We start from the raw sequence: 19,778 nt of genomic DNA on the forward strand, positions 1-19,778 counted from the left end.
ACTACCTGTACCTCTAATTTTAGGAGATTTTTTCTATTGTGCACGACTTATATTTTACATATTTAGCACAATTTAGACGGGTAATACCCGACACATTTCGATGTGAGATTTAATGCAACGCTACTGAGCTCAGCATAAAGAAAGCCGAGAAGAATAGCAATCCCGAATCTGTTTCCTCGCTGAGGACCATAAACCAGAAATGACGGTACTGGGTGGTGGTATTCCTCCCTCCAGCACCGCCATTTCTTTCGCCGCTCCATTCTCGGCGCGGATCGTTGACGTAGCACACGCAGACTACGTTCGGTCCTGATCTATCTAATATATACGCCGCCGAAAGGGAGAAGCTCCCTCAGCGTTCTCCTTACGATGCTGTCCTTGTGCAGTTGGTCTTCCAGATGGCCGTCCCGAAAACCCGTCTGCATCAGGATCGGCCCGGTTCCCGTCATTTCCCACTGCACGTTCATATGCTGGGTAGCCAGCTGATTGCCGTAAACGGACAGCTTGATGTTCGCGTCTTCCGGATAAGCGACGAGAGAGCCCGCCTCCACGTACAGCGGAACTTCCGGGTCCAGCTGCAGCGTCGCGATCGAACCGGACGACAGCAGACCGATTCGCCCCGGCCCCGTAAAGCGCATGCGCACCCACTCCCGCGTAATCCAGGCGTTCTTGAACGTCTGCACCCTGCTCCTCATTGCCATGCCGTCCGTATAAAACAGCACATGCCGAAAATCGAACAGCAGGTTGCTGTCACCCGGAATGTCGGCCGCCTCCAGCATGCAGTTCGGGGGCATGCCGAGAACCAGATGCGCCGGACCGCGAAGAAGCGAACGGATCAACTTGCGCTTGCGGTACATCCCCGACAGATCCATGAACCGGTCCTCCCGGTGCCTGGGATTTCCCTGGAAAGCCAGCAGCGCCTTCGGATGCAGCAGATGCAGCGCGTCCTCCCCTTCGAGCTCGATCCTCACATGGCCTGTATTCGGAGGCGTCTCCAGCCGCATGTCAAATTCCTCCGTCCGTCCGTTTTCTGCTGCGCCATACCGAATACCGCCACAATCGGATCGACAGCACATATCCGGCGACAAGCGCGACGGCCGCTGCGATCGCCGTTATCCATTTGCGGTAGGTCGCCTGCTTGTCCGCTTTGTCTTGTTCCAGCTGCTCCAGCCTGTCCGTCAGCAGCATGTTTTGCGCCCGCAGCTCCTCGTTCTGCTGCCGGTACAGCTCATTCTCCTCCCGCATTCTTTGCTGCTGCGCGGCGTACGACTCCAGCGAGCTTTCGGCTTCCGTCAGCTTCTGCCGCTGCTCCTCCAGCGTGCGGGCGGTCTCCTCGTACTGCTCGCGAAGCTCGTCCACCTTGTCCGGGGCGTTATAGATGTCCCGGATCCGATCCATCATGTTCGCATCCGCCGGAAGCGGCCACGAGACGAACAGGAGCAGCGCCAGAACGGACCGGATGATCGTCGGTTTGCGTTGTCCCATCTCCACTCCTCCTCTTCCGACTCTATCTTTTCGCAGATTTCGACGTTTCTCGATATTATCCTACTATATCATATGACGGAGCAGGCCGGAGATTGGTTTCAATTTCCTTAACACGGGGATGCGCGCGAACTCTGCCCGCCGTTGTTGGGAGTTGTTCTAAAGAATCGCACATCGGCGCTCAGATGAGGAACTGGCGAAAGTCTGCAAGTCAGTGGAGGGGTAGAAAAAAAGAATTGTCCGATAAGTCGCCTTCTGGATGACTTATCGAACAATCCTTATGCCAATCGCCCGTACACAATAGGAATACTCCTGCTTAGACCCGTCAGACCGTCATCCGTCGATAAACTTCAAGTATCGCAGTGCCCGCGCCAGCAGAACCGCGCTTTGCGCGCGAGTGGCAAGCTGCTTCGGCGCGAAGCTGTCCCCGTCGACGCCTTCGATGATGCTCGCCGCCAACAATTGCCCCGCCGCTTCCTTGGCCCAACCGGCCGTCGACGCTTGGTCGGAGAAGCGATCTAGCGCGTTCGCTGCGGGCAGCTGCCCTCCCGCATGCCGGATAGCCCGGGACAGCATGACGACCGCCTGCTCCCGGGTGACTGGCGCGTTCGGCCGGAACGTGCCGTCCTCGTATCCTTCGATCAGGCCCGCGTCCGATGCCGCTCCTACCGAGCCGACATACCAATCGGTTTCCGGCCGTACATCCGAAAAAGCATCTCCGCCGAGCTTCCCGGCAAGTCCCAGCGCGCGTACGAGCATGGCTGCGAATTCCGCCCGGCTCACCGTACGGTCGGGCTCGAACTTATCCGGCGAAGCACCGTCCAGAACGAGCTTGTGCGCGAGCAGCTCGATGTCGGCCCGCGCCCAATGCCGCGCTACGTCCGTGAACGTTCGATCGGAGCGGATCGCGATATACAAGCTGTTATGCGGCGAATAGAAAATCGCCTTCCCCTTCTCGAACACGGACGGCACGAACCGCAGCCGCCCTTCCCTGTCCATCCAGGCGACGGTAGAGCGGTCCGAGTCGACCGCAGCCACAAGCGAGAGAGTTCGCCTCGTGTACACGCCGTCGGCTCCGGTCCATTCTGTCCCGTCAATGTGCAAGGCGAAGTCCATCGGCTCCGCAAGCATCGCATAGCCTTGACGGACCAGATCCTCGTTCAACCTGGCTCTCTCGGCTGCCGACGGTCTCGAAATCGCGACGGTTACGGTCGCGCCAACCCGCACGCTGCTCCACAGACTTAGCGGCACCTCGTATCCGGCTCCATTCACCTCTAGGCGAATCACGGCGTTCGGACGCGATCGAAGCAGCGCCTGAAGCGTCTCTGCGGGCAAATCCGCCTTCACGATCGGGTCCTCATGGTCGACCTCGATGACAGCCTCGTCTCCTGCGGCAAACAACGATCGCAACAGCTCATCTCCGAACGCAAGCCGGATCGAAGACCGGCCGTCGCTCTCCACTTCCCTCTTCACAGATACTCGCGCTTCAAGACCGTTCAGCTTAATTGCCAGCTCGTTCGGAGCCGAAGGCTGCGGAGAAGCGGGCGAGCCGTTCGAGCCGCTTGAAGACCCGGGAACGTTGACGACCGTCAGATAGATTCTCCCCGCGTCCGCAACCTCTCCTGCGACCACGTCCACCTCGACCGAATAAGAGCGGTAACCCCCCGCGGACACGGCGAGCGTATGCGTTCCTTGCGCAACGCCGTGCAGCGCGAACCTCCCTTCGGCGTCCGTCGCTCCGACGAGTCCGCCCGCGGATACGGCCGCTCCGGAAAGCGGCGCGTTCCCTGCGCCGTATACCGTTCCCGTCACGCTGCCCGCGGTCGGAGGATCTTCGTCTCGCATATGGGAAACTTCGATCCGAACGCTGCTCCACGCCCTAACGCGCCGATCCCCGTCCGTCTCATAGATTTGAAGAATCTGCCCCGCGCTTACAGGCCAAATGTCCTCCCCTGGAGAATACGGAACTGCCTCGGCCGGCACCGCTGCTCCCGCTAACGGACGCACGCCCTCCGCATCGCCAAGCAGATAGACGAAGACTCGATCCGTACCGCTCACGGTCGCCGTCACCCTCGTCGATCCGACCGAGCCGCCCGGGCCGATGCCGAAGCCGGCAATGTCCGGCGCTGTCTCATCGACGTGCAGCGTCAGAACTGCCTCGGCGGTTGTCGATCCTGCATCGGTCGCCGTTACCGTAACCGTGAACTCTCCCGCTTCTGCAGGAACGCCCCGCAACGCGCCGGCTTCCGTCAACTGCACGCCCGCAGGGAGCCCCGACGCGCTCCAGCTCAATCCGCCTCCTGCGCCGTCGAAAGCTTGGAGCGTTTGTGAATAGGCCTCCCCTTTGAGCGCCCTCGGCAGATCGGTCGTCAGAACCGATGGCTTCAAATACGGATAACCGCCGTTCACGCCGGGCCGAACCGCCCACGTATCCGTGAAGTCCCAGCTGTTGCCGGGCTCCCCGTAGTTAGCCTGAAGCTTCATATCGGCCGTCGAACGGCCCGTAAGCTGAAGCGCGGCAGCGCCGGTTGAATCGCCCGCTCCGCTTGTCTGCAAGGTGGCGACGTTGTCGAAATACGAGGCGATGACCGAGGCCCCGGCATTGACTGAGCCGACGAAACCGCCCATCGTAACGTAAGTCGAGCTTGCGGCCGCATCGACCGTCCCCGTCGCATAGCTGTTCGATATCGTTCCGTATACCAACTGGCCTACCAACCCCCCAGCCGTATAGTAGGATCCTGCGGAATTGGACACCCTGCCGGTCGCATAAGCGTCGTCAATCGACCCGGTTCCTTGAGAACCGACCAGCCCGCCGGCATATTGGTTGGGCGCCTCTCCGCTCTTAACGGCAGCGGACGAATACGAGCGGCTAATCGTCGAATTGCCGTTCGCTGCCCCGGCGAGCCCGCCTGCCGCACTGACTCCCGCCGAACCCCCGACGCCGCCGGTCACGATGCCCTGCGCGGAGGAGCGAACGATCGTGCCTCCGTCCAAGTGGCCGGCCAATCCGCCCGCGTAGTTGCCGCCCTCGGCTTGCACCGAGACGCTCAAATCCCGGACCGTCCCCGTCAGCTTGCCGAAGAAGCCGACCAAAGAGAGCGAACCGCCATCGATCGATAAACCTTCGATCCGATGCCCCCTGCCGTCAAAAATGCCGCTGAACGGCTGAGCTTCGTTTCCGCCGAGCGGAACCCACTCGTACTCGGTCATGTCGATGTCGTTCGTCAGGCGAATGTTGCGATCCAGATAAGAAGCTTGATTCTGATCGATATAGATCAACTCTGCCGCATTGGACACGAGCACCCATCCAAGCTCCTCGGACGGAACCGGCTCTCCCTCGGCCCGAACGGCTGGCGCGGCCGGAGCCAGAAGGCCGAATATTAGCGTAAAGACGAGCAGAGCGGCGAACGAAACGTTTAAGCGATTCATGCGGTTGATTTCTCCTTTGCATCGTACGATAGAAATGGTTTTATCGCATACGCCCCTTAGTATAAAATAAATAGAGAAGAAGAAGTGTTTCATTTTTGTTTCAAAGTTTTCATTAGCGGAAAGAGGGTGCGATATGGAACCCGCATCGACATTGACAAATCCGAATGCCCGTCGTCGCATCATCGGCCTGAAGCGAGAATTGGTCCGTCTGGAGCAATGGCTGACCGACCCAGAGGCGGAAACAAGGTTGTTTTCGGTATCGGGAATCGGAGGAATCGGCAAAACGACGCTGCTCGCGGAAATCGTCGGCCGATGCAGGCGTTCGACCGCCCTTACGCTATGGCTGGACGGGCAAACCGAGCTGGTTTCGTCCGGCGCCTTCCTCGCAAGTCTCGAAACGGGCTTGGCCAACGAGTATGGAAAACATAGAGCCCCCGGAACGCCGCTGCTGCCCTATCTCGCGGACGAGCTGTCCAAGCAGAGAACCGTACTGGTGTTGGATAACGGCGAACGTCTCGACCGGCTGGAGAGCTGGCTCCTGTCCAGCTTCCTGCCCCGGCTGCGCTCCACGGGCATGCTGATCGTAATCGCTTCGCGCGGCGGATTACCTCCGAAGTGGCATTCGCATCCATACTGGAGCAGCAGGATCGAATCCTGCCCCCTCCGTCTGTTCACCCGCGAGCAGTCTCTGGACTACTTGCGGGAAAGCGGTTTGGAGACGGAAACGCAGCTGGACGTCGCGCGGAGAACGGACGGACATCCGCTGCTGCTTGCCCTGACCGTCGATCTGCTCCGCTCCCGCGGGCAGGACGTTCCCTTCCGAACGGACGACATTCCCGCCATCTTGAGCGGCGATTGGCTACGCGAAGCGACCACTCCGGCTCTACACCAAGCGTTGACCGCTCTGTCTCTGCTGCCGGCGGCGGACCAGGCGACTTTGAACGAACTGCTGGATGCGCCGCTCGACATTGCCGCTTATCACGAGCTTGGGAGATTGTCATTCGTTCGCAGCACGCCTCAAGGCTTGTCGCTTCATCACGTCGTGTCGCGTCTGCTGCGGGAAGATTACCTGCGCCGCGCCCCCGGACAGTTCCAGACGCTGCGCCACAAGGCGTTCCGGCTGGTGGCCGACAAGTTCCACGACGCGGACAGACGAACGCAGACGCATATCGCTGCCCATGTGCTTGAACTGTATCGCGAGAATTTGCCTTTCGCTCACGCCTACGCCGATTTCTCCGCGCCTCTAAGAGCGGACGAGCCTCCGCGATACCGTTCTGAAGACTTGCCGTTCCTGCATCGGTTTCTGGAAGATTCGCTTGCGAGATCCGACTGGCATTCCGAGCTGGTCCGGGCGGAGGACTGCCACGCCGTGCTAGACGAGATCGTCCGTCACAGTCCGGAAGGCGTCTGCGTCGTGCGCCGCGATAACGGAACGCCGATCGGATTCTGCGCCGGATTCCGGCTTCACGCTGGGACGGTGCCTTACCTGGAGCGCTACGCCCCCTCCTTCCTGCCGATGCTCGGGGAGGAAGCCCAGCGGCTCGCCAAAGCTTCTCCCGATACGGCGGACAGCCTGTGCGTGCTGCTCGCCGCCGTCGATACCGGGCAGTCTCTCTATCGTCCGGAAGAGCTCGGCGCCTTGCTTATGCAGCAGTGGCTGATCCACATGACAAGCGGCTGGAGAGGCATCATGGCGTCGGCAGACCCGCAACTAAACAGCCTGCTGCCCCTGCTGGGCTTTCAAGAAAGAGGGCGCATTCGCCCCGAAGCCGCCGGCGCTCCCGAAATGATTCGCTGGGAGCTGGACTTCCGCCATACGACGTTCGAACAATGGGTGCAGCTCGTTCTCCGGCAGACGAATCCGGATCGGATGAACTGCGAACCGGAGCCGACCGACCGGGCCGCATTCGAGGCAGACGACGTCCTAAGCCTTCTTCGCCATTGGCTCGATCCCGAACAACTGCAGCAGCTTCCCGTTTTGCGGCAGCTGCGTCTCTCGGCAGCCGACATACAGAGCCGCATTCAATCTATCTTGAACGCGGAACCGCCGCCCTTCCCCCTGACGCAGCTCGAGCAGCGCATGATACGGGAGAGCTTCCTGAGAGGCGATCTGAACAAAAACGAGCTGGCCGAGGCTTTTCATATGAGCCGCACGACGTTTTACCGCCATTCGCGGCAGGCCGTCCGCCATCTGGCGCACGTGCTGAACGGCGGCTGATGAAGCGACTCGATAATGCCCTCATTCTAAGATAGAATAAAAACGAAACGTATCTTAAAGGAGGCCCACCGCATGCAGCCGATCACCCCGCACTTATGGTTCGACAGAGAGGCGCAAGAAGCCGCGCAGTTCTACTGCTCCGTATTTCCGGATTCCCGTATAACGAGCTCGACGGTGCTGTACGATACGCCGTCCGGGAATGCGATCTCGTATCGTTCCGCGTCTGGGGACAGCCGTTCATGGCTATTTCCGCCGGACCGCACTTCAAGATCAACCCTTCCATCTCGTTTATGGTGAATTTCGACCCTTCCCGGGAGGCGATCGCGAGGGAGATGCTCGACGAGGCGTGGAACAAACTTGCGGAAGGCGGCACACCGCTTATGCCGCTGGACAAGTATCCGTTCAGCGAGCGGTATGGCTGGATCGAGGACAAGTACGGGGTCTCCTGGCAGCTGATTCTGACGAATCCGGATGGAGAGCCTCGGCCCGCGATCATCCCCTCCCTGTTGTTCGTAGGCGACAATTGCGGCAAGGCGGAAGAAGCGCGGGAATTCTATCTGTCGTTCTTCCGGAATGCCCAACCCGGCTCGCTGTTCCACTACGGCCCCGGCATGGAGCCGGACAAGGAAGGGACGGTTATGTTCAGCGACTTCATGCTGGAGAACACTTGGCTTACGGCCATGGACAGCGCGCATAACCACCGCTTCCAATTCAACGAGGCCGTTTCCCTGCTGATCAATTGCGAGACGCAGGAACAAATCGACTACTACTGGGAACGGCTCTCCGCCTTCCCCGAGGCCGAGCAGTGCGGCTGGCTGAAAGACAAATACGGCGTCTCCTGGCAGATCTCCTCTCCCCTGCTGGACGACGCGATGGTCAACGGTACGGCCGAACAAAAAGAGCGCGTAACCAAGGCGTTCATGAAGATGAAGAAGTTCGACCTTGCGGAGCTGCAAAAGGCGTATTCAGGCAACTGAGCCTGTCCGCTCTGAACATGGGCCGCAATCGCAAAGGAACCGTTCGAGCCGACATCAACGTCAGCCGAACGGTTCCTTTGACATTCATGGGAAAATCCGCGCCCGCCATTAGGCCAGCAGAGATTGAGCTACGTCGTCGACAATGCGATTAATCCCTTTAGGACCATAGGAGCCAATCCAGTTCGAAGCATCCACCGTGTACACCTGTTTTTTCTTTACTGCGCTTAACGAATTCCACACCGCGCTGCGCTGCATATCGGTTACCCGTTCCTTGAACAGCTCGTTGCTCAACAGGAAATAATGGTTGGCATTGACTTCGGGAAGCTTCTCAAGCGAGATATGGTAGGCGGTATCCGAGACGAAATCCCCTGCGATAAAAAACGGAGCCGGCAATCCCAAATCCTCGTATAAAACGGCCCCCGTCCGATGAATGGCCGTATGCAAGCGAATAAACGTGTCGCGCGGACGAATCAACGCCACGCGCTGCCCTCTCAGCTTCTCCGCGAGCTTGTCGGCCAATTTCGCCGTCTTGTCGCGATACTCTTGCAGCATTTTGCCCGACTCGTGCCTCTTGCCCGTAATGTCTCCGAAAATACTCAGCATCGTTCGCCAATGCTCGTTTCGATGAAACATAAGCGTCGGGGCGACTCGGCTTAATCGCGCGTAAATCTCTTCATGCATCTGGGTACATACGATGAGATCGGGCCGCAGCGCGGCTATCGCGTCGAGATCGGGCTGTTCGCACGTTCCAAGCGCTTTGAATCCCCCCAGCTTATCCCGCAAATAATCGGGAAAACAGCAGATCTCGGAGGCTCCGATCCCTACGCTGCCGGTCGGCAGTTCGCCCAGCGTAATCAACTGGTCCGCATACTGAACGTCAAGCACGGCAATGCGCTTGGGCGGCTGCTGCAAGCGAAGCTCCCCTCTGGCATGCTTGACGACCGTGCCGTCGTTCGCGCTGTAGCTGGACGCGGCTGCTCCGACCGGTACCGAAGCCGGCAGCTCATCGTCCGTATCGGAGGCGGCGGCGCGCCGAAAATCCAGCGGAGCGGTCCCGTAATATTTCTTGAAGGCGTTGCTAAAATAATACATGTCGCGGTATCCGACGCTTAGAGCGATTTCTTGGACAGTAGCCGCGGTATGCTTCAGCAGACGGGCCGCATGCCCCATTCTGACCTTGATCACATACTCCATCGGTCCAAGCTGCTGCTGCTGTTTGAACCATCTTTGCAGCTGCCTCGAGCTGCAATGCACAAGCTCCGCCATCGATTCGAGCTTTAACGGCTTGTTATAGTGGGCATCGATGTGCTTCGCCACGATGCTTACCGCATCCGAAGGCGTTTGATAGCCGTCCGTCTGCAGCTGCTTCAACAGCTCATAGAGCAGGCTCTGCAGCAGCGCGTTGGCATGAAAGCTTTCCAGTCCTTGCCTCGCGCTCCACTTCCGCTCGATTTGCTCCACGATCTGATGGAGCGACACCCGCTTGGCCGGACTGAATCCGAACGGCATTCGCAGCCAATCGCGCTCATCTACCGGAGAGTCGAGTTCATCTTCGGAAGAGCGCATCAGCTCGGCCCGGTAATAGATGGCGATATATTCAATCGGCTCCGTGACGGCCGTAAAGTCGACAACGGCATCCTTGCCCGCGTGACACACGAAGAAGGGGACAATCGTATACGACATCCCGTCTACCGTCATTTTCCCGTGGCCGCATCTCGCCAAAAACAGCATGTTCGCCGGCAAGACGTAATTGCGCAGATCGTTGCCGGGAAGCAGACTTAAACGCTGAACGTCCAGCAGTCTGATCGCCGTATCGTTCCATAGTGATAATTGTTTCTGCAACGGCATCTCCCACATCTCCAAACCTTTGGCTATACGTTCGTAATGTCTCTTTTCTCTTCTGTCATTTTAATTGATAACGATTCTCACAGTCAATTTCAGAAAGGGGGAACGAGCGATATTTCGCAAAAAAAAGCAGCCCGGCCGCTGCGGAACGCAACGCCGAACTGCATGAGTTGATTACGGTTTGGGACATTTCAAGCAATACTCGGGCGCCATTTGGTAATAAAGGCAGCAAGTGAGCCGCTTGCTCCGCCCCCTCAGCCGGCGGTTCTCGTCCAGCTCCGTCAAGGAGGCGAGCGGATTTTTCCTCATGCCGAACGGCTCGCCCGAACAGCCTTGGGTCATATAGAAGAAATCGTCCCTTATTCGCTGGCGCAGCTCTCCTTCTAGCTCTTCGCCGTGACCGTAGACAGGAGCGATGCGCGCCATAACGTTTTCCCACAATATCGCCATCGACACCGAGCCCGCCGCCGCTATCGTTTTCATGACCGGGGTCAGGCGTTCCGCGAACAATTGCCTGACCACCATCGCCCGCCACGCTTCCCGATCGCGGGTTTCGGGAGCCGTAACCTCGGCTGCGGACAAAGCCATAAACGGGAAAGCGGTGCCGACAGCCGAAGCATCGGGATGAAAAAGCCGGCAGTGCTCCAACTGCACCCCGATTCCCCGGTTATAGTAAGTCATGGCGCTGAGAAGCGGAGCAACGAGCAGGCTGGCCATCCTTTTTACCAGCATGGAGGCCGCAACGCTCATGTTTGGAGAGCCGATGTGTCCCATCAGCCACTCCATGTACGCTCTGCAACTCTCCTCCTTCAGCAGTTCGCTCAGGGGCAGCGACTTGATGCTCTGCGGCGAAACTTCACCGGTGGACAAGCTGTAATCGCCGGACAGTTCCCTCCAAGCGTCGGACGTTAAGAAGGGATCCATTCCTTACGGCTGGCCCAGCAAAGCCGCCGCCGCTTGATCGATAATCAGGCTGTTCGCGATCGGTCCGTAATAAGCGATCCATAAGGTAGTGTCGACCGGATATACGCGGTTGTTCTTCACAGGCTCCAGGGAGGTCCAGATCTTCGTGCTTTCCAACTCCTTGACCGCGTCCGCGAACATCGCGTCCGATAACAAGAAGTAATGATCGGCGCCGATGTCGGGAACGGCCTCCAGAGAAATCTCGTAAGCGGTGTCGTCTACCGCCGCTACCGATTCGGGAACTTTCAAGCCCAGATCCGTATACAGGATCGACCCGGTGCGATGCTGGGAAGTATGAACGCGGATGCCTTCCGTTCTCGGACGAATGAGCGCTACCGTGTCGTCCCCCAGCTTGTCGGCAATCTGCTGCTTCAGTTTGGCGGTTTTCTCTTCATAGGCTTGCGTGACGGCCTGCGCTTCCGCTTGGTTGCCCGTTATTTTGCCCACCGTCTCCAAAGTCGCGCGCCAATCCTCGTAGAAGTCGAGCACGAGTGTCGGAGCGATTTTGCTGACGCTGTCGTAAACCTTCTCCTGGAAGTCCGTCATGAGAATCAGATCCGGGCTCAGCGCCAGCAACGCTTCCAGATTAGGCTCGTCGCGCGTGCCCAACACTTTGACGTCTCCCAACCGGTCGCTCAAATACTCCGGGAAATCGGTATCGGAACCGGCTGCCGTTACGCTCCCGGCCGGCTGCTCGTCAAGCGCGATCAGTTGGTCGACGAACTTCGTATCCAGAACCGCAATCACCTCGGGCTTTTTCTCCAGCGTATACTCGCCCTTCATGTGCGTAATGGTGACCGGGAAAGAACCTTTATCTTCGGACGCCGGAGGAGCGCTCTGCGTCTCGGCCGGCGGAGACGACGCGGACGGAGATGCCGCCGGCGTTGCGCTTGGCGAACTTTCGTTATTGCTTCTGCTGTCGCCTGAACCGCATCCCGCGAGCAACAGCGCGAAACAAACGAACCACGTTGCGAATTGAACCGATTTATGAAATCTCTTCACTTTCAAATCCCCTTTTTGCTAGTATATGATAATGATTCTCATTATCGTGTTTTATTCTACTTGTTTTTCGGCTCCATTCGAATGAAAGTTCGCGACAGACCGCTTGTGATTTTGCGACAATCGGCATGGGGAGCCGGAAATTAATTCTCCCCGCGCGCGGATAAATGCCGTTTTAAGATCAAAGTCGCCTTGGCCCGGTCATTGGTGCCGATCTTGGCGTAGATGTCGCTTAAATAGTTTTTGACCGTGCCCTGCGTCAGAAACAGCTTTTCGGCCATCTCCTTCGCATTGTGTCCCTCCACCAGCAGCCTGGCAAGATCAAGCTCTCTCGGCGAAAACTCCAGCTCCTCGCCGAGTCGGTCGAACCGATTGTTCTGCTTGCGGATGTTAAGCGCGAGCTTGTTCGCCACTTTCCCGGTCAGCAGCAAATTGCCGGACAGCGCCTCGTAGATCGCCTGCACCAGCTTCTCCCCGTCGATATCTTTAAGCAAATATCCGGAAGCCCCGTTGCTTAACGCTTCTATAATATAGGCTTCGTCGTCGAACGTCGTCAGGATGAGAACGATGACGTGCGGATAACGTTCCAGAATAGCTTCGGTCGCTTTAACGCCGCCCATGCCCGGCATGCGGATATCCATCAGAACAACGTCCGGCACGACCTCGCGAAGCCGTTCCAGCGCTTCCTCTCCGGATTGGGCCGTCGCCACGATTTGGAGGTTCGAGCGCAACGAAATCAACGTCTCCAGACCTTCAAGCAATATTTTCTGATCGTCCACTAACATCACGCGGATTGCGGCCTCTCCGTCCATTATCATTCCCCCTTTGCGACCGGCATTCGGATATGCAGTTCGAACCCTTTATTCGGTTCGCTTTGCACGCTTAGCCGTCCGCCTACGGCCTCGACTTTTTCCTCCATCGATTGCAGACCGAAGCCGTAGACGATTGAATCGCTTCCTTCTCCATCGTCTTTTATTTTCATATGAATCGTTTCTTGCCGCTCTATAACGTCAATCTCGATGGCGCTCGCCCGACCATGCTTAAGGGAGTTGGTGATCGATTCCTTAACGGCATTAATCATTACATATTCTTGAATCGAGATGAGCGCGGATGCCGCCTCGTACCGCAATTGAAAGCGAACGCCCGTCTGCTTCTCCGTACCGTCCATGATCGTCCGAATCGCTTGCTCCAGCCCCAGTCCGCCCGCCACCCCGTCTTCTGCTTTTAACGTTTTGACGACCTGGCGGATGTTGCCGAGCCCCTGCTTCAACTGCTCGCGCGCGACGCGGATTTTGTGACGGGCATCCTCCGGCCGTTGGTCGAACAGCAGCCCGGCGCCCTCCAGAGCGACGATCGCCGTCGTCAGATTGTGCCCCACCGTGTCATGGACTTCTTCCGCGATCCGGGTTCTTTCTTTTAAGGCCGCCATCTCTTCCCTTGTTTTCGCTTCCTGCAGCAGTGCTTCGTTTAGTCGAAGGTTCATCTCCCTTTGATTAAGCAGCAGCTTCGTGCTCCAGATCGGGATGATCAGACAGGAGTAGCTTAGTAGATCGAACGCATGCTGCCACAAATCCGAACCATCCTCGGTCCACAGCGCCAAGTACGTCACAAATCCCACATAGGCAAAAGGGAACGCGTACCACGGCTTATAATGAAGAATGAGATCGGCGGCGAAGAGCACGAACACGATCGTCTCGATCCCCGTCCCGTTCTGCAGAAACAAGACGAACAAGATGACGATTTCGGCCAACGGGGAGACGATCGCGATCAAGTGATACTTGCGATGGTTCAATACCCTTTCCCAATGTCTGACGAAGTAGAGCGCAATAAGAACCGCAACCCCCGCGGAGCCGACGCCCTTCGACTGCGACAGGACAACGTACAGCAGGAGCAGAACGACGTACGCGCACGACAATCCGTAAAAAAAGACCTTCGACAATTTCGTATCGTTAAGCGTATGAACGGTGGAAATCTGCATCAGTCTCACACATCCCGTATCGGTGAATGGCTTCAGATTAAGCCTAGAACAACTGCGGTAACGGCTGCCAGCAAAGGAATGGCCTCCCCCCCGTGAATGAGCACGGATGGCCAGAAGCTGCGGTATTTGGCGTTCAAGAAGCCGTAGAAGAGCGACCCGACGATAAACAAAGGGATTTCCGAGATTTTATGAAGATGGTAGGAGGCAAACAAGACGCCGTTCATCGCCCAATCCCATTTTCCGAACGCTCCCCTCATCTGCGGCAGCAGCACCCCGCGGAAAAACAGCTCTTCCCCCAGCAAGTAATTGAACAAACAACTGACGAGCGCGATGCCGAGCAAATACCAGGCGCCCTCGAATTCGGGAGTCGCCAAATTTTCGATCAACGTATAGCTCTCTGGCGCGAGTGCAGGGAAAAGCCGGTTAATCTCCTCTTCGATAAACGAGAACAAGCCGGAGCTTTCGAAGAAAAAAGCGTAAATGATAATCGTAATCGTAAAAGAGTAGGCGAGCTTATAGATTTTCATCGTTTTCGGATGCACGGGATGGTTCAGCCACAATCTCTTTTTCAGCTTCTCCCAGGACCAGCCGCCCAGCTCTCTTCTCAGGATCAAGACGGACAAGACGAACTGCCAGATCATGCCGAGGATCATAAACAACCAGTACAATATGCCGGGGTGAATGCTGGCGACCGGTACCAGAAGCGGCATCAACACAAATCGGAAGAAAGCCATAGGCAACGCTACCAATGCCCATAATCCTATTATTTTGCCGACGCTATACTGCTTTACTTCTGTTTCGTTATTCACTGTTCCAACTCCTTCTACGGCTCTTTTGTTTGTCATCAACAAACCTAACAAAAAAGACCGTCATATGAGAATTGACGATCGTCATAAAGGGAAAAGGTGAAATGGGAAATAAAAACTGTTCACTTTTATTCCTCTTTTCTCTCGCGCATAATGAAGCCATGACAGAGAGCAAGGAGTGAAACCTTATGTTGAACCATCTGAAAGAATTGAACGATATTCGTCAAGCGGAAACGGAACTGTTCATTTGCGATCTCGAAATGGCGCGCGCGGCCCGCGAAGCCGCCCGGGAACGCGGCAAACCGCGCCGTAACGGCGCGGTTTGGCTCATTAAATTATTTCGGAGCAAGAGGAATTCCCCGACACCGGCGTGCGGGCATCCAGAATGCCCGCTCCGCTCTCCTGCGGCCGCATCGAGACCGTAACCCCAGGATGAGCTCTTCCCGAGACGGGTTTCTAATGTCGCGATGCGGGATGCCTGTCTACTAGAGCCCTATCCGCCGCATACTCGACGACGGCCTTCTGAACCATCGGCTCGTCGCCGATGAGACGCCCTCTGCCTCCCTGCTCGGGCGATGCCGCTTGACACCCTGCCAACGCCAAACCAACCAAACCTATCAGCATGATCGCACGCGCTTTTTTCATCCGCTTTTCCTCCACCGCCGCCTCCCGTGAGCAGCCGTTTTTGTACTTTTGTATGCTTATAGACACCTTGGCCGAAGAAAGGTTGCCCGTTCGTCGATGGTAACATTTATGATGTCAAACCGCGGGACTACAGCTATGCTGGAGGAGATGCAGAGCAGCCGGAAGATTGCGGATAACGCTAATCTTCAGGGCTTGGCCATAGCGCTCCATTCGCTCATAAACGGAGTCGTGTTGATGTGGCTGATCGCGCCCAACCAGGCTTCGTTCGAACAGGTATCTAGAGCCAACCGCGAGGACATCCTGGCCTTCCCCCCGGCAGCGTCCAAGCACAGCCTCGATTACGGCAGCATCAAGCTTCCGGTTGTAATCGCAGTTGGAGAAGATGATCCGTTCGCCGTCGCAGCCCAGGCGGAGCGGCTAAAACGGGACCTCCCTCACGCGGAGCTTGTCCTTCTCCCCGAAGTTGCCCCTATGATTCCGCAGAATCATCCGGAACTGGTGGCAAGTCTCGTTCATAGACTGGTCAGTTCCAAGCTTGGTCTCTGAAAGAAACAAAGCCGCCCTCATCTTTGAGATGAACAAGGGACGGCTTCAGCGATCAAATATATTTCGTCAAAATGTTCTCCACATGCTCCAGATGGCCCTTCATCGTCTGCGAGGCCTGCTCGGGATCGCGCAGACGAACGGCCTCGTAGATCGCGGAATGCTCCCGGTACAGCCGCTCGGCGACTTCCTGATTGGAGTAGATCTCCACTCTTCGGATGTCGCGGATCGCCGTCTCGAGCTGGCCGACGATCGATTCGAACAGCCGGACCATGATCGAGTTGTGCGTCGCTTTGGCCAGCGTGAGATGGAACAGAACGTCCGTGCGTTCCCCTTCCAGCTCCTGCCCGACCGTCTGTTCCATCGCGTGCATCAACGCTTCGAATTCGGCCATATCGGCATCCGTGCGCTTGACGGCAGCGATGGCGGCATTGGACACTTCCAGCGACTGTCGCGCTTCCAGCAGCTCAAGCAGTGTGCTGCGGTTCAGCCGGAGCGAATCGAGCTCGGGAACGGCCGCTTCCGCCGGAGCGTTGCGGATCACTCGGCAGCCGCCGCCTTGCCGGATCTCAATGAGACCCATCGCCTTGAGCGCGCTTAGCGCTTCGCGAGTCGTCGATCGGCCCACGCCGAAGCTTTCCGACATCTCCTTCGTCGAAGGCAGCTTATCGCCGACCTTGAATCTGCCATCCAGAATCATCTGCATGAGTTGATCCTTGATCTCCTCGTAATGATTCCGTTTCGTTAACCGGGTCATCGCCATACGTCTGCATGCCTCCCGCTCAACCGACGAGCAGCGCGTATACGATGCCCGGACCGTGCACGCCGATCGTCAAGTCGTTCTCGATATCCGACGATCGGCTCGGACCGGAAATAAAGTGAATGCCAGCAGGCAGGCTTTCCCGCCCGCCTTCGTCGAACGTCGCCATCACTTCGCCAAGTCTCGTCTTCAGACGATCGAGCGGAATAATCGCGATGAGCACGGTCGGCAGCAGGCTAACGGAGCGTCCCTTGTCCTTGGAGGACAGCACGACCATCGAGCTGGTGTATGCCGCCGCATGATCGACGAGCACGACGCCGATGTCGGCTTCCGCCGAACGCGCCTTCCAGTTCTCTTCGGCGTCGGTGTTCCAGACCGAGATTTTCGCTTCGGTCAGGCGCTGCTCCAATTCTAGCGCGGCAAGCTCCGGCTCGTTCTGGCGGATGATGTACTTCGCCCCGAGCTCGATTGCCTTATTCGTTACAAATTGCTGCACGTCTTCCATCGACGATAGCCGTTCTACGTGACCGCCCACGCTTTGGAAATTTTCCGTAAACCGTTCGATTCGTTCCTGCTCGTTCCATTCGTAGACGTTCCAGAAATCCGGCGACCCGCGAAACGGATGCTGCGGCGCTTCGGTCACCATCGGACGTCTCAACTTGGAGGAAATGTTGCCGATAAATTGACTCTGCTTAGCGCGAGACTTCTCCTCCATCTCCTTCAGCCACTGCTCCTGTATTTTAGTGTCCATGACCGTGCGTCCCCCCTTTCTTGCGATCCAGAACCGCCTGCTCCATTCGCTGCTTGACGTCCGGAGACATTTCCTGAAGACCTGCGCGGATTTCCGCGTCCAGAGTCGCCCACTGCTGGCGGAAGCTCTTCTTCGGCAGCGTCGGCGTAACCCGGTACGTGTTCCAGCCTTTGAGCGGTCCGATCTTAAGGCGGATGCCTCCGTCGCGCGCGACGAACTTCTGTCCGATCTTGCCGAGCTTCAGCACCGCGCTCATCCGTCCAGACTTCGAGAACAGCGTCGCGAAGCCTTTCATTCCCGCATCCTCCAGCTTGTCGCTATGTCCGGCTTCCACTTTGCGCCTGCGCAGGTAGACCAGCATGTCGTGAAGCGGAATTTTCACGGGGCAAGCCTCGTAGCAGGCTCCGCACAAGCTCGAAGCGTTGGCGATATCGTCCCATTCGGCGATATTTTTTTGCAGGGACGGCGTCAGCACGGCACCGATCGGGCCGCTGTACGTTCCGCCGTAAGCGTGGCCGCCGATATGCCGGTAAACCGGGCAGGCGTTCAGGCAGGCGCCGCAGCGGATACAGTTCAGCAGCTCCTGGAATTCGGGATCTCCGAGCTGCAGCGAGCGTCCGTTATCGACGATAATAATATGCATTTCGTCCGGTCCGTCGGCGTCCTCGGAGCGTCTTGGCCCTGTAATGCCCGACATGTACATCGTCAGCTTCTGTCCGGTCGCCGAACGAGGCAGCAGCGTAGCCATCACTTCGAGATCGGCCCATGACGGAATGATCCGCTCCATGCCCATCAGCGTAATTTGCGTCTTCGGCAGCGTCGTCACCATCCGGGCGTTGCCTTCGTTCTCGAACAGCACCATCGAACCGGTCTCGGCGATCGCGAAGTTGCAGCCCGTCATGCCGATATCGGCTTCGAGAAACTTCGAGCGAAGCCGTCTGCGCACATACCCGGCCAATATTTTCGTATCCGCCTCCAGCTTCTCTCCCGCATCCTCGGACAGCAGCTCGGCAATCTGATACCGATTTTTATGAATGGCGGGGATAATGATGTGGGACGGCGGCTCGTCGGCCAGTTGAATAATGTATTCCCCAAGGTCGGTCTCGATCGCTTCTACGCCGATTTTTTCCAAAGCCGCATTAAGATGCAGCTCCTCGGATACCATCGACTTCGATTTGACGACGGTTTTGGCGCTTACCCTCTCGGCGATCGCCATCGAGATGTCGACCGCCTCCTGCGCGGTTTCGGCGAAATGAACGTGAACGCCGTTGGCGCGCGCGTTTTCGACGAACAAGTTCAAATAATAATCGAGATGCGCGATCGTATGAAGACGGATCTGGCGGCCTCTCTCCCGCCATTCCTCCCAGTTTCCGTGCTCCTCCATCGCCTTCAGCTTACCGTTCTTCAGCCGTTCGGTCGTGAATTTGACGGCCTTGCGCAGGAAGTCGTTGTTCAGCGCCAGCTCCGCGCGTTCTTTAACCGTTGCCCCGCCTTTGGGTCCATGGCTCATCTTATTTCACCCCTTCGTACAGCAGCTCTGCCAAATGCATGACTCGGACCGGCTCGTTGCGATAACGCAAATTGCCCGCGATATTCATGAGACAGGCCATGTCCAGTCCGACCAGCACTTCCGCTTCCGTCTCTTTGACGTGGTCGCTCTTCTCGCTCACCATCGCGCCGGAAATATCCGACATTTTGACCGCGAACGTTCCCCCGAACCCGCAGCAATCTTCCGCATGCGGCAGCGGAACGAACTCCAGCCCTTTGACGTGGGTCATCAGCGCCATCGGCTCATCCTTAATGCCCATCAGGCGAGTACCGTGACAGGAAGGATGATACGTTACTTTATGCCGGAACGTCGCGCCCACGTTGGTCACGCCGAGCACGTTCACGAGAAACTGGGTGAACTCGTACGTCTTGCTCTGCAGCGCCAGCGCCTTGTCCAGCATCGCCGGATCGTTCTCGAACAGCTTCGGATAATGATGGATCATACCCGTGCAGGAGCCGGACGGCGCAATCACGAAGTCGCTGTCTTCGAAGGCTTCGATAATCGTACGGGCAGTCGCCCTCGCTTCATTCCAATAGCCGCTGTTGAATGCGGGCTGGCCGCAGCATGTCTGAACCGGGGGGAACTCCAGCGTAACCCCGTACCGTGCCAGCAGGCGGATCATCGCCTCCCCGACCCGCGGGAAGATCGCGTCGCTCAAGCAAGTAATAAACAGAGAAACCTTCAATGTGCCGCACCCCTTTCGCTTCTATTTTTATCTTATCAGGTTATCAGGTTGTCAGACAAGTCGAGAATGAATCTGCACCCACGTGCAGCTGGAATCCGCCTTATAACTGTCGCTGAGCCGTTTCGAGACCGTTTAAGGCGGATTTTCCGCC

General features: G+C 57.4%; 16 protein-coding genes and 1 pseudogene. 3 read left to right on the top strand and 14 right to left on the bottom strand.

Features of this window, described 5'->3' with window-relative positions; all coding sequences use genetic code 11:
• Positions 1–311: 311 nt before the first annotated feature.
• From ACESLM_RS13975 to ACESLM_RS13985, 3 genes are all read right to left on the bottom strand, one after another.
• Complete coding sequence (locus ACESLM_RS13975) at positions 312–1,001, bottom strand: AIM24 family protein (protein WP_372632187.1); 690 nt, start codon at positions 999–1,001, stop codon at positions 312–314.
• A 1-nt stretch (position 1,002) separates the two neighbouring features.
• Positions 1,003–1,482, bottom strand: a complete 480-nt coding sequence (locus tag ACESLM_RS13980; RefSeq protein ID WP_372632188.1) for an SH3 domain-containing protein — start codon at positions 1,480–1,482, stop codon at positions 1,003–1,005.
• Between the two features lie 330 nt (positions 1,483–1,812).
• Complete coding sequence (locus ACESLM_RS13985; RefSeq protein ID WP_372632189.1) at positions 1,813–4,908, bottom strand: S-layer homology domain-containing protein; 3,096 nt, start codon at positions 4,906–4,908, stop codon at positions 1,813–1,815.
• A gap of 133 nt (positions 4,909–5,041) precedes the next feature.
• Between ACESLM_RS13985 and ACESLM_RS13990 the strand changes: the two genes are divergently transcribed.
• The gene (locus ACESLM_RS13990; RefSeq protein ID WP_372632190.1) at positions 5,042–7,126 is read left to right on the top strand and encodes a bacterio-opsin activator; all 2,085 of its coding nucleotides are present in this window, start codon (positions 5,042–5,044) and stop codon (positions 7,124–7,126) included.
• A gap of 72 nt (positions 7,127–7,198) precedes the next feature.
• Positions 7,199–8,103, top strand: a pseudogene (locus ACESLM_RS13995) (VOC family protein).
• Positions 8,104–8,211: 108 nt separating this feature from the next.
• On the opposite strand, the gene ACESLM_RS14000 reads toward ACESLM_RS13995, so the two are convergent.
• The 7 genes from ACESLM_RS14000 to ACESLM_RS14030 form a co-directional block, all read right to left on the bottom strand.
• A complete protein-coding gene (locus ACESLM_RS14000; protein WP_372632191.1) occupies positions 8,212–9,951 on the bottom strand; it encodes a helix-turn-helix domain-containing protein in 1,740 nt (579 codons plus the stop codon).
• Positions 9,952–10,122: 171 nt separating this feature from the next.
• Positions 10,123–10,872, bottom strand: a complete 750-nt coding sequence (locus ACESLM_RS14005; RefSeq protein WP_372632192.1) for an IucA/IucC family C-terminal-domain containing protein — start codon at positions 10,870–10,872, stop codon at positions 10,123–10,125.
• A gap of 3 nt (positions 10,873–10,875) precedes the next feature.
• Entirely contained in the window at positions 10,876–11,913 is a 1,038-nt protein-coding gene (locus ACESLM_RS14010; protein ID WP_372632193.1) for an ABC transporter substrate-binding protein, read from the bottom strand.
• Positions 11,914–12,053: 140 nt separating this feature from the next.
• Positions 12,054–12,722 (bottom strand): response regulator transcription factor, encoded by a 669-nt coding sequence (locus ACESLM_RS14015; protein ID WP_372632194.1) that lies wholly within the window; start codon positions 12,720–12,722, stop codon positions 12,054–12,056.
• A gap of 2 nt (positions 12,723–12,724) precedes the next feature.
• On the bottom strand, positions 12,725–13,888 hold the full coding sequence (locus ACESLM_RS14020) for a sensor histidine kinase (protein WP_372632195.1): 1,164 nt from the start codon (positions 13,886–13,888) through the stop codon (positions 12,725–12,727).
• 32 nt (positions 13,889–13,920) lie between these two features.
• The gene (locus ACESLM_RS14025; protein ID WP_372632196.1) at positions 13,921–14,697 is read right to left on the bottom strand and encodes a CPBP family intramembrane glutamic endopeptidase; all 777 of its coding nucleotides are present in this window, start codon (positions 14,695–14,697) and stop codon (positions 13,921–13,923) included.
• 453 nt (positions 14,698–15,150) lie between these two features.
• Complete coding sequence (locus tag ACESLM_RS14030; protein ID WP_372632197.1) at positions 15,151–15,339, bottom strand: hypothetical protein; 189 nt, start codon at positions 15,337–15,339, stop codon at positions 15,151–15,153.
• 108 nt (positions 15,340–15,447) lie between these two features.
• Here ACESLM_RS14030 and ACESLM_RS14035 point away from each other — a divergent pair, with 108 nt between their 5' ends.
• Positions 15,448–15,885: an alpha/beta fold hydrolase gene (locus ACESLM_RS14035; protein ID WP_372632198.1), complete on the top strand. Its 438-nt coding sequence runs from the start codon at positions 15,448–15,450 to the stop codon at positions 15,883–15,885.
• A 52-nt stretch (positions 15,886–15,937) separates the two neighbouring features.
• Here the strand turns inward: ACESLM_RS14035 and ACESLM_RS14040 are convergent, their stop codons facing one another.
• The 4 genes from ACESLM_RS14040 to ACESLM_RS14055 are packed head-to-tail and all read right to left on the bottom strand — an operon-like array spanning position 15,938 to position 19,627.
• Complete coding sequence (locus ACESLM_RS14040) at positions 15,938–16,645, bottom strand: FadR/GntR family transcriptional regulator (protein WP_372632199.1); 708 nt, start codon at positions 16,643–16,645, stop codon at positions 15,938–15,940.
• 19 nt (positions 16,646–16,664) lie between these two features.
• Positions 16,665–17,393 (bottom strand): LutC/YkgG family protein, encoded by a 729-nt coding sequence (locus ACESLM_RS14045; protein ID WP_372632200.1) that lies wholly within the window; start codon positions 17,391–17,393, stop codon positions 16,665–16,667.
• Positions 17,383–18,903 (bottom strand): LutB/LldF family L-lactate oxidation iron-sulfur protein, encoded by a 1,521-nt coding sequence (locus tag ACESLM_RS14050; protein ID WP_372632201.1) that lies wholly within the window; start codon positions 18,901–18,903, stop codon positions 17,383–17,385. Before ACESLM_RS14050 ends, ACESLM_RS14045 begins: the two co-directional genes overlap by 11 nt.
• A gap of 1 nt (position 18,904) precedes the next feature.
• Positions 18,905–19,627, bottom strand: a complete 723-nt coding sequence (locus ACESLM_RS14055) for a (Fe-S)-binding protein (RefSeq protein WP_372632202.1) — start codon at positions 19,625–19,627, stop codon at positions 18,905–18,907.
• Positions 19,628–19,778 lie beyond the last annotated feature (151 nt).

The sequence above is a fragment of the Cohnella sp. genome (genome assembly GCF_041641335.1).
GTDB lineage: Bacteria > Bacillota > Bacilli > Paenibacillales > Paenibacillaceae > Cohnella.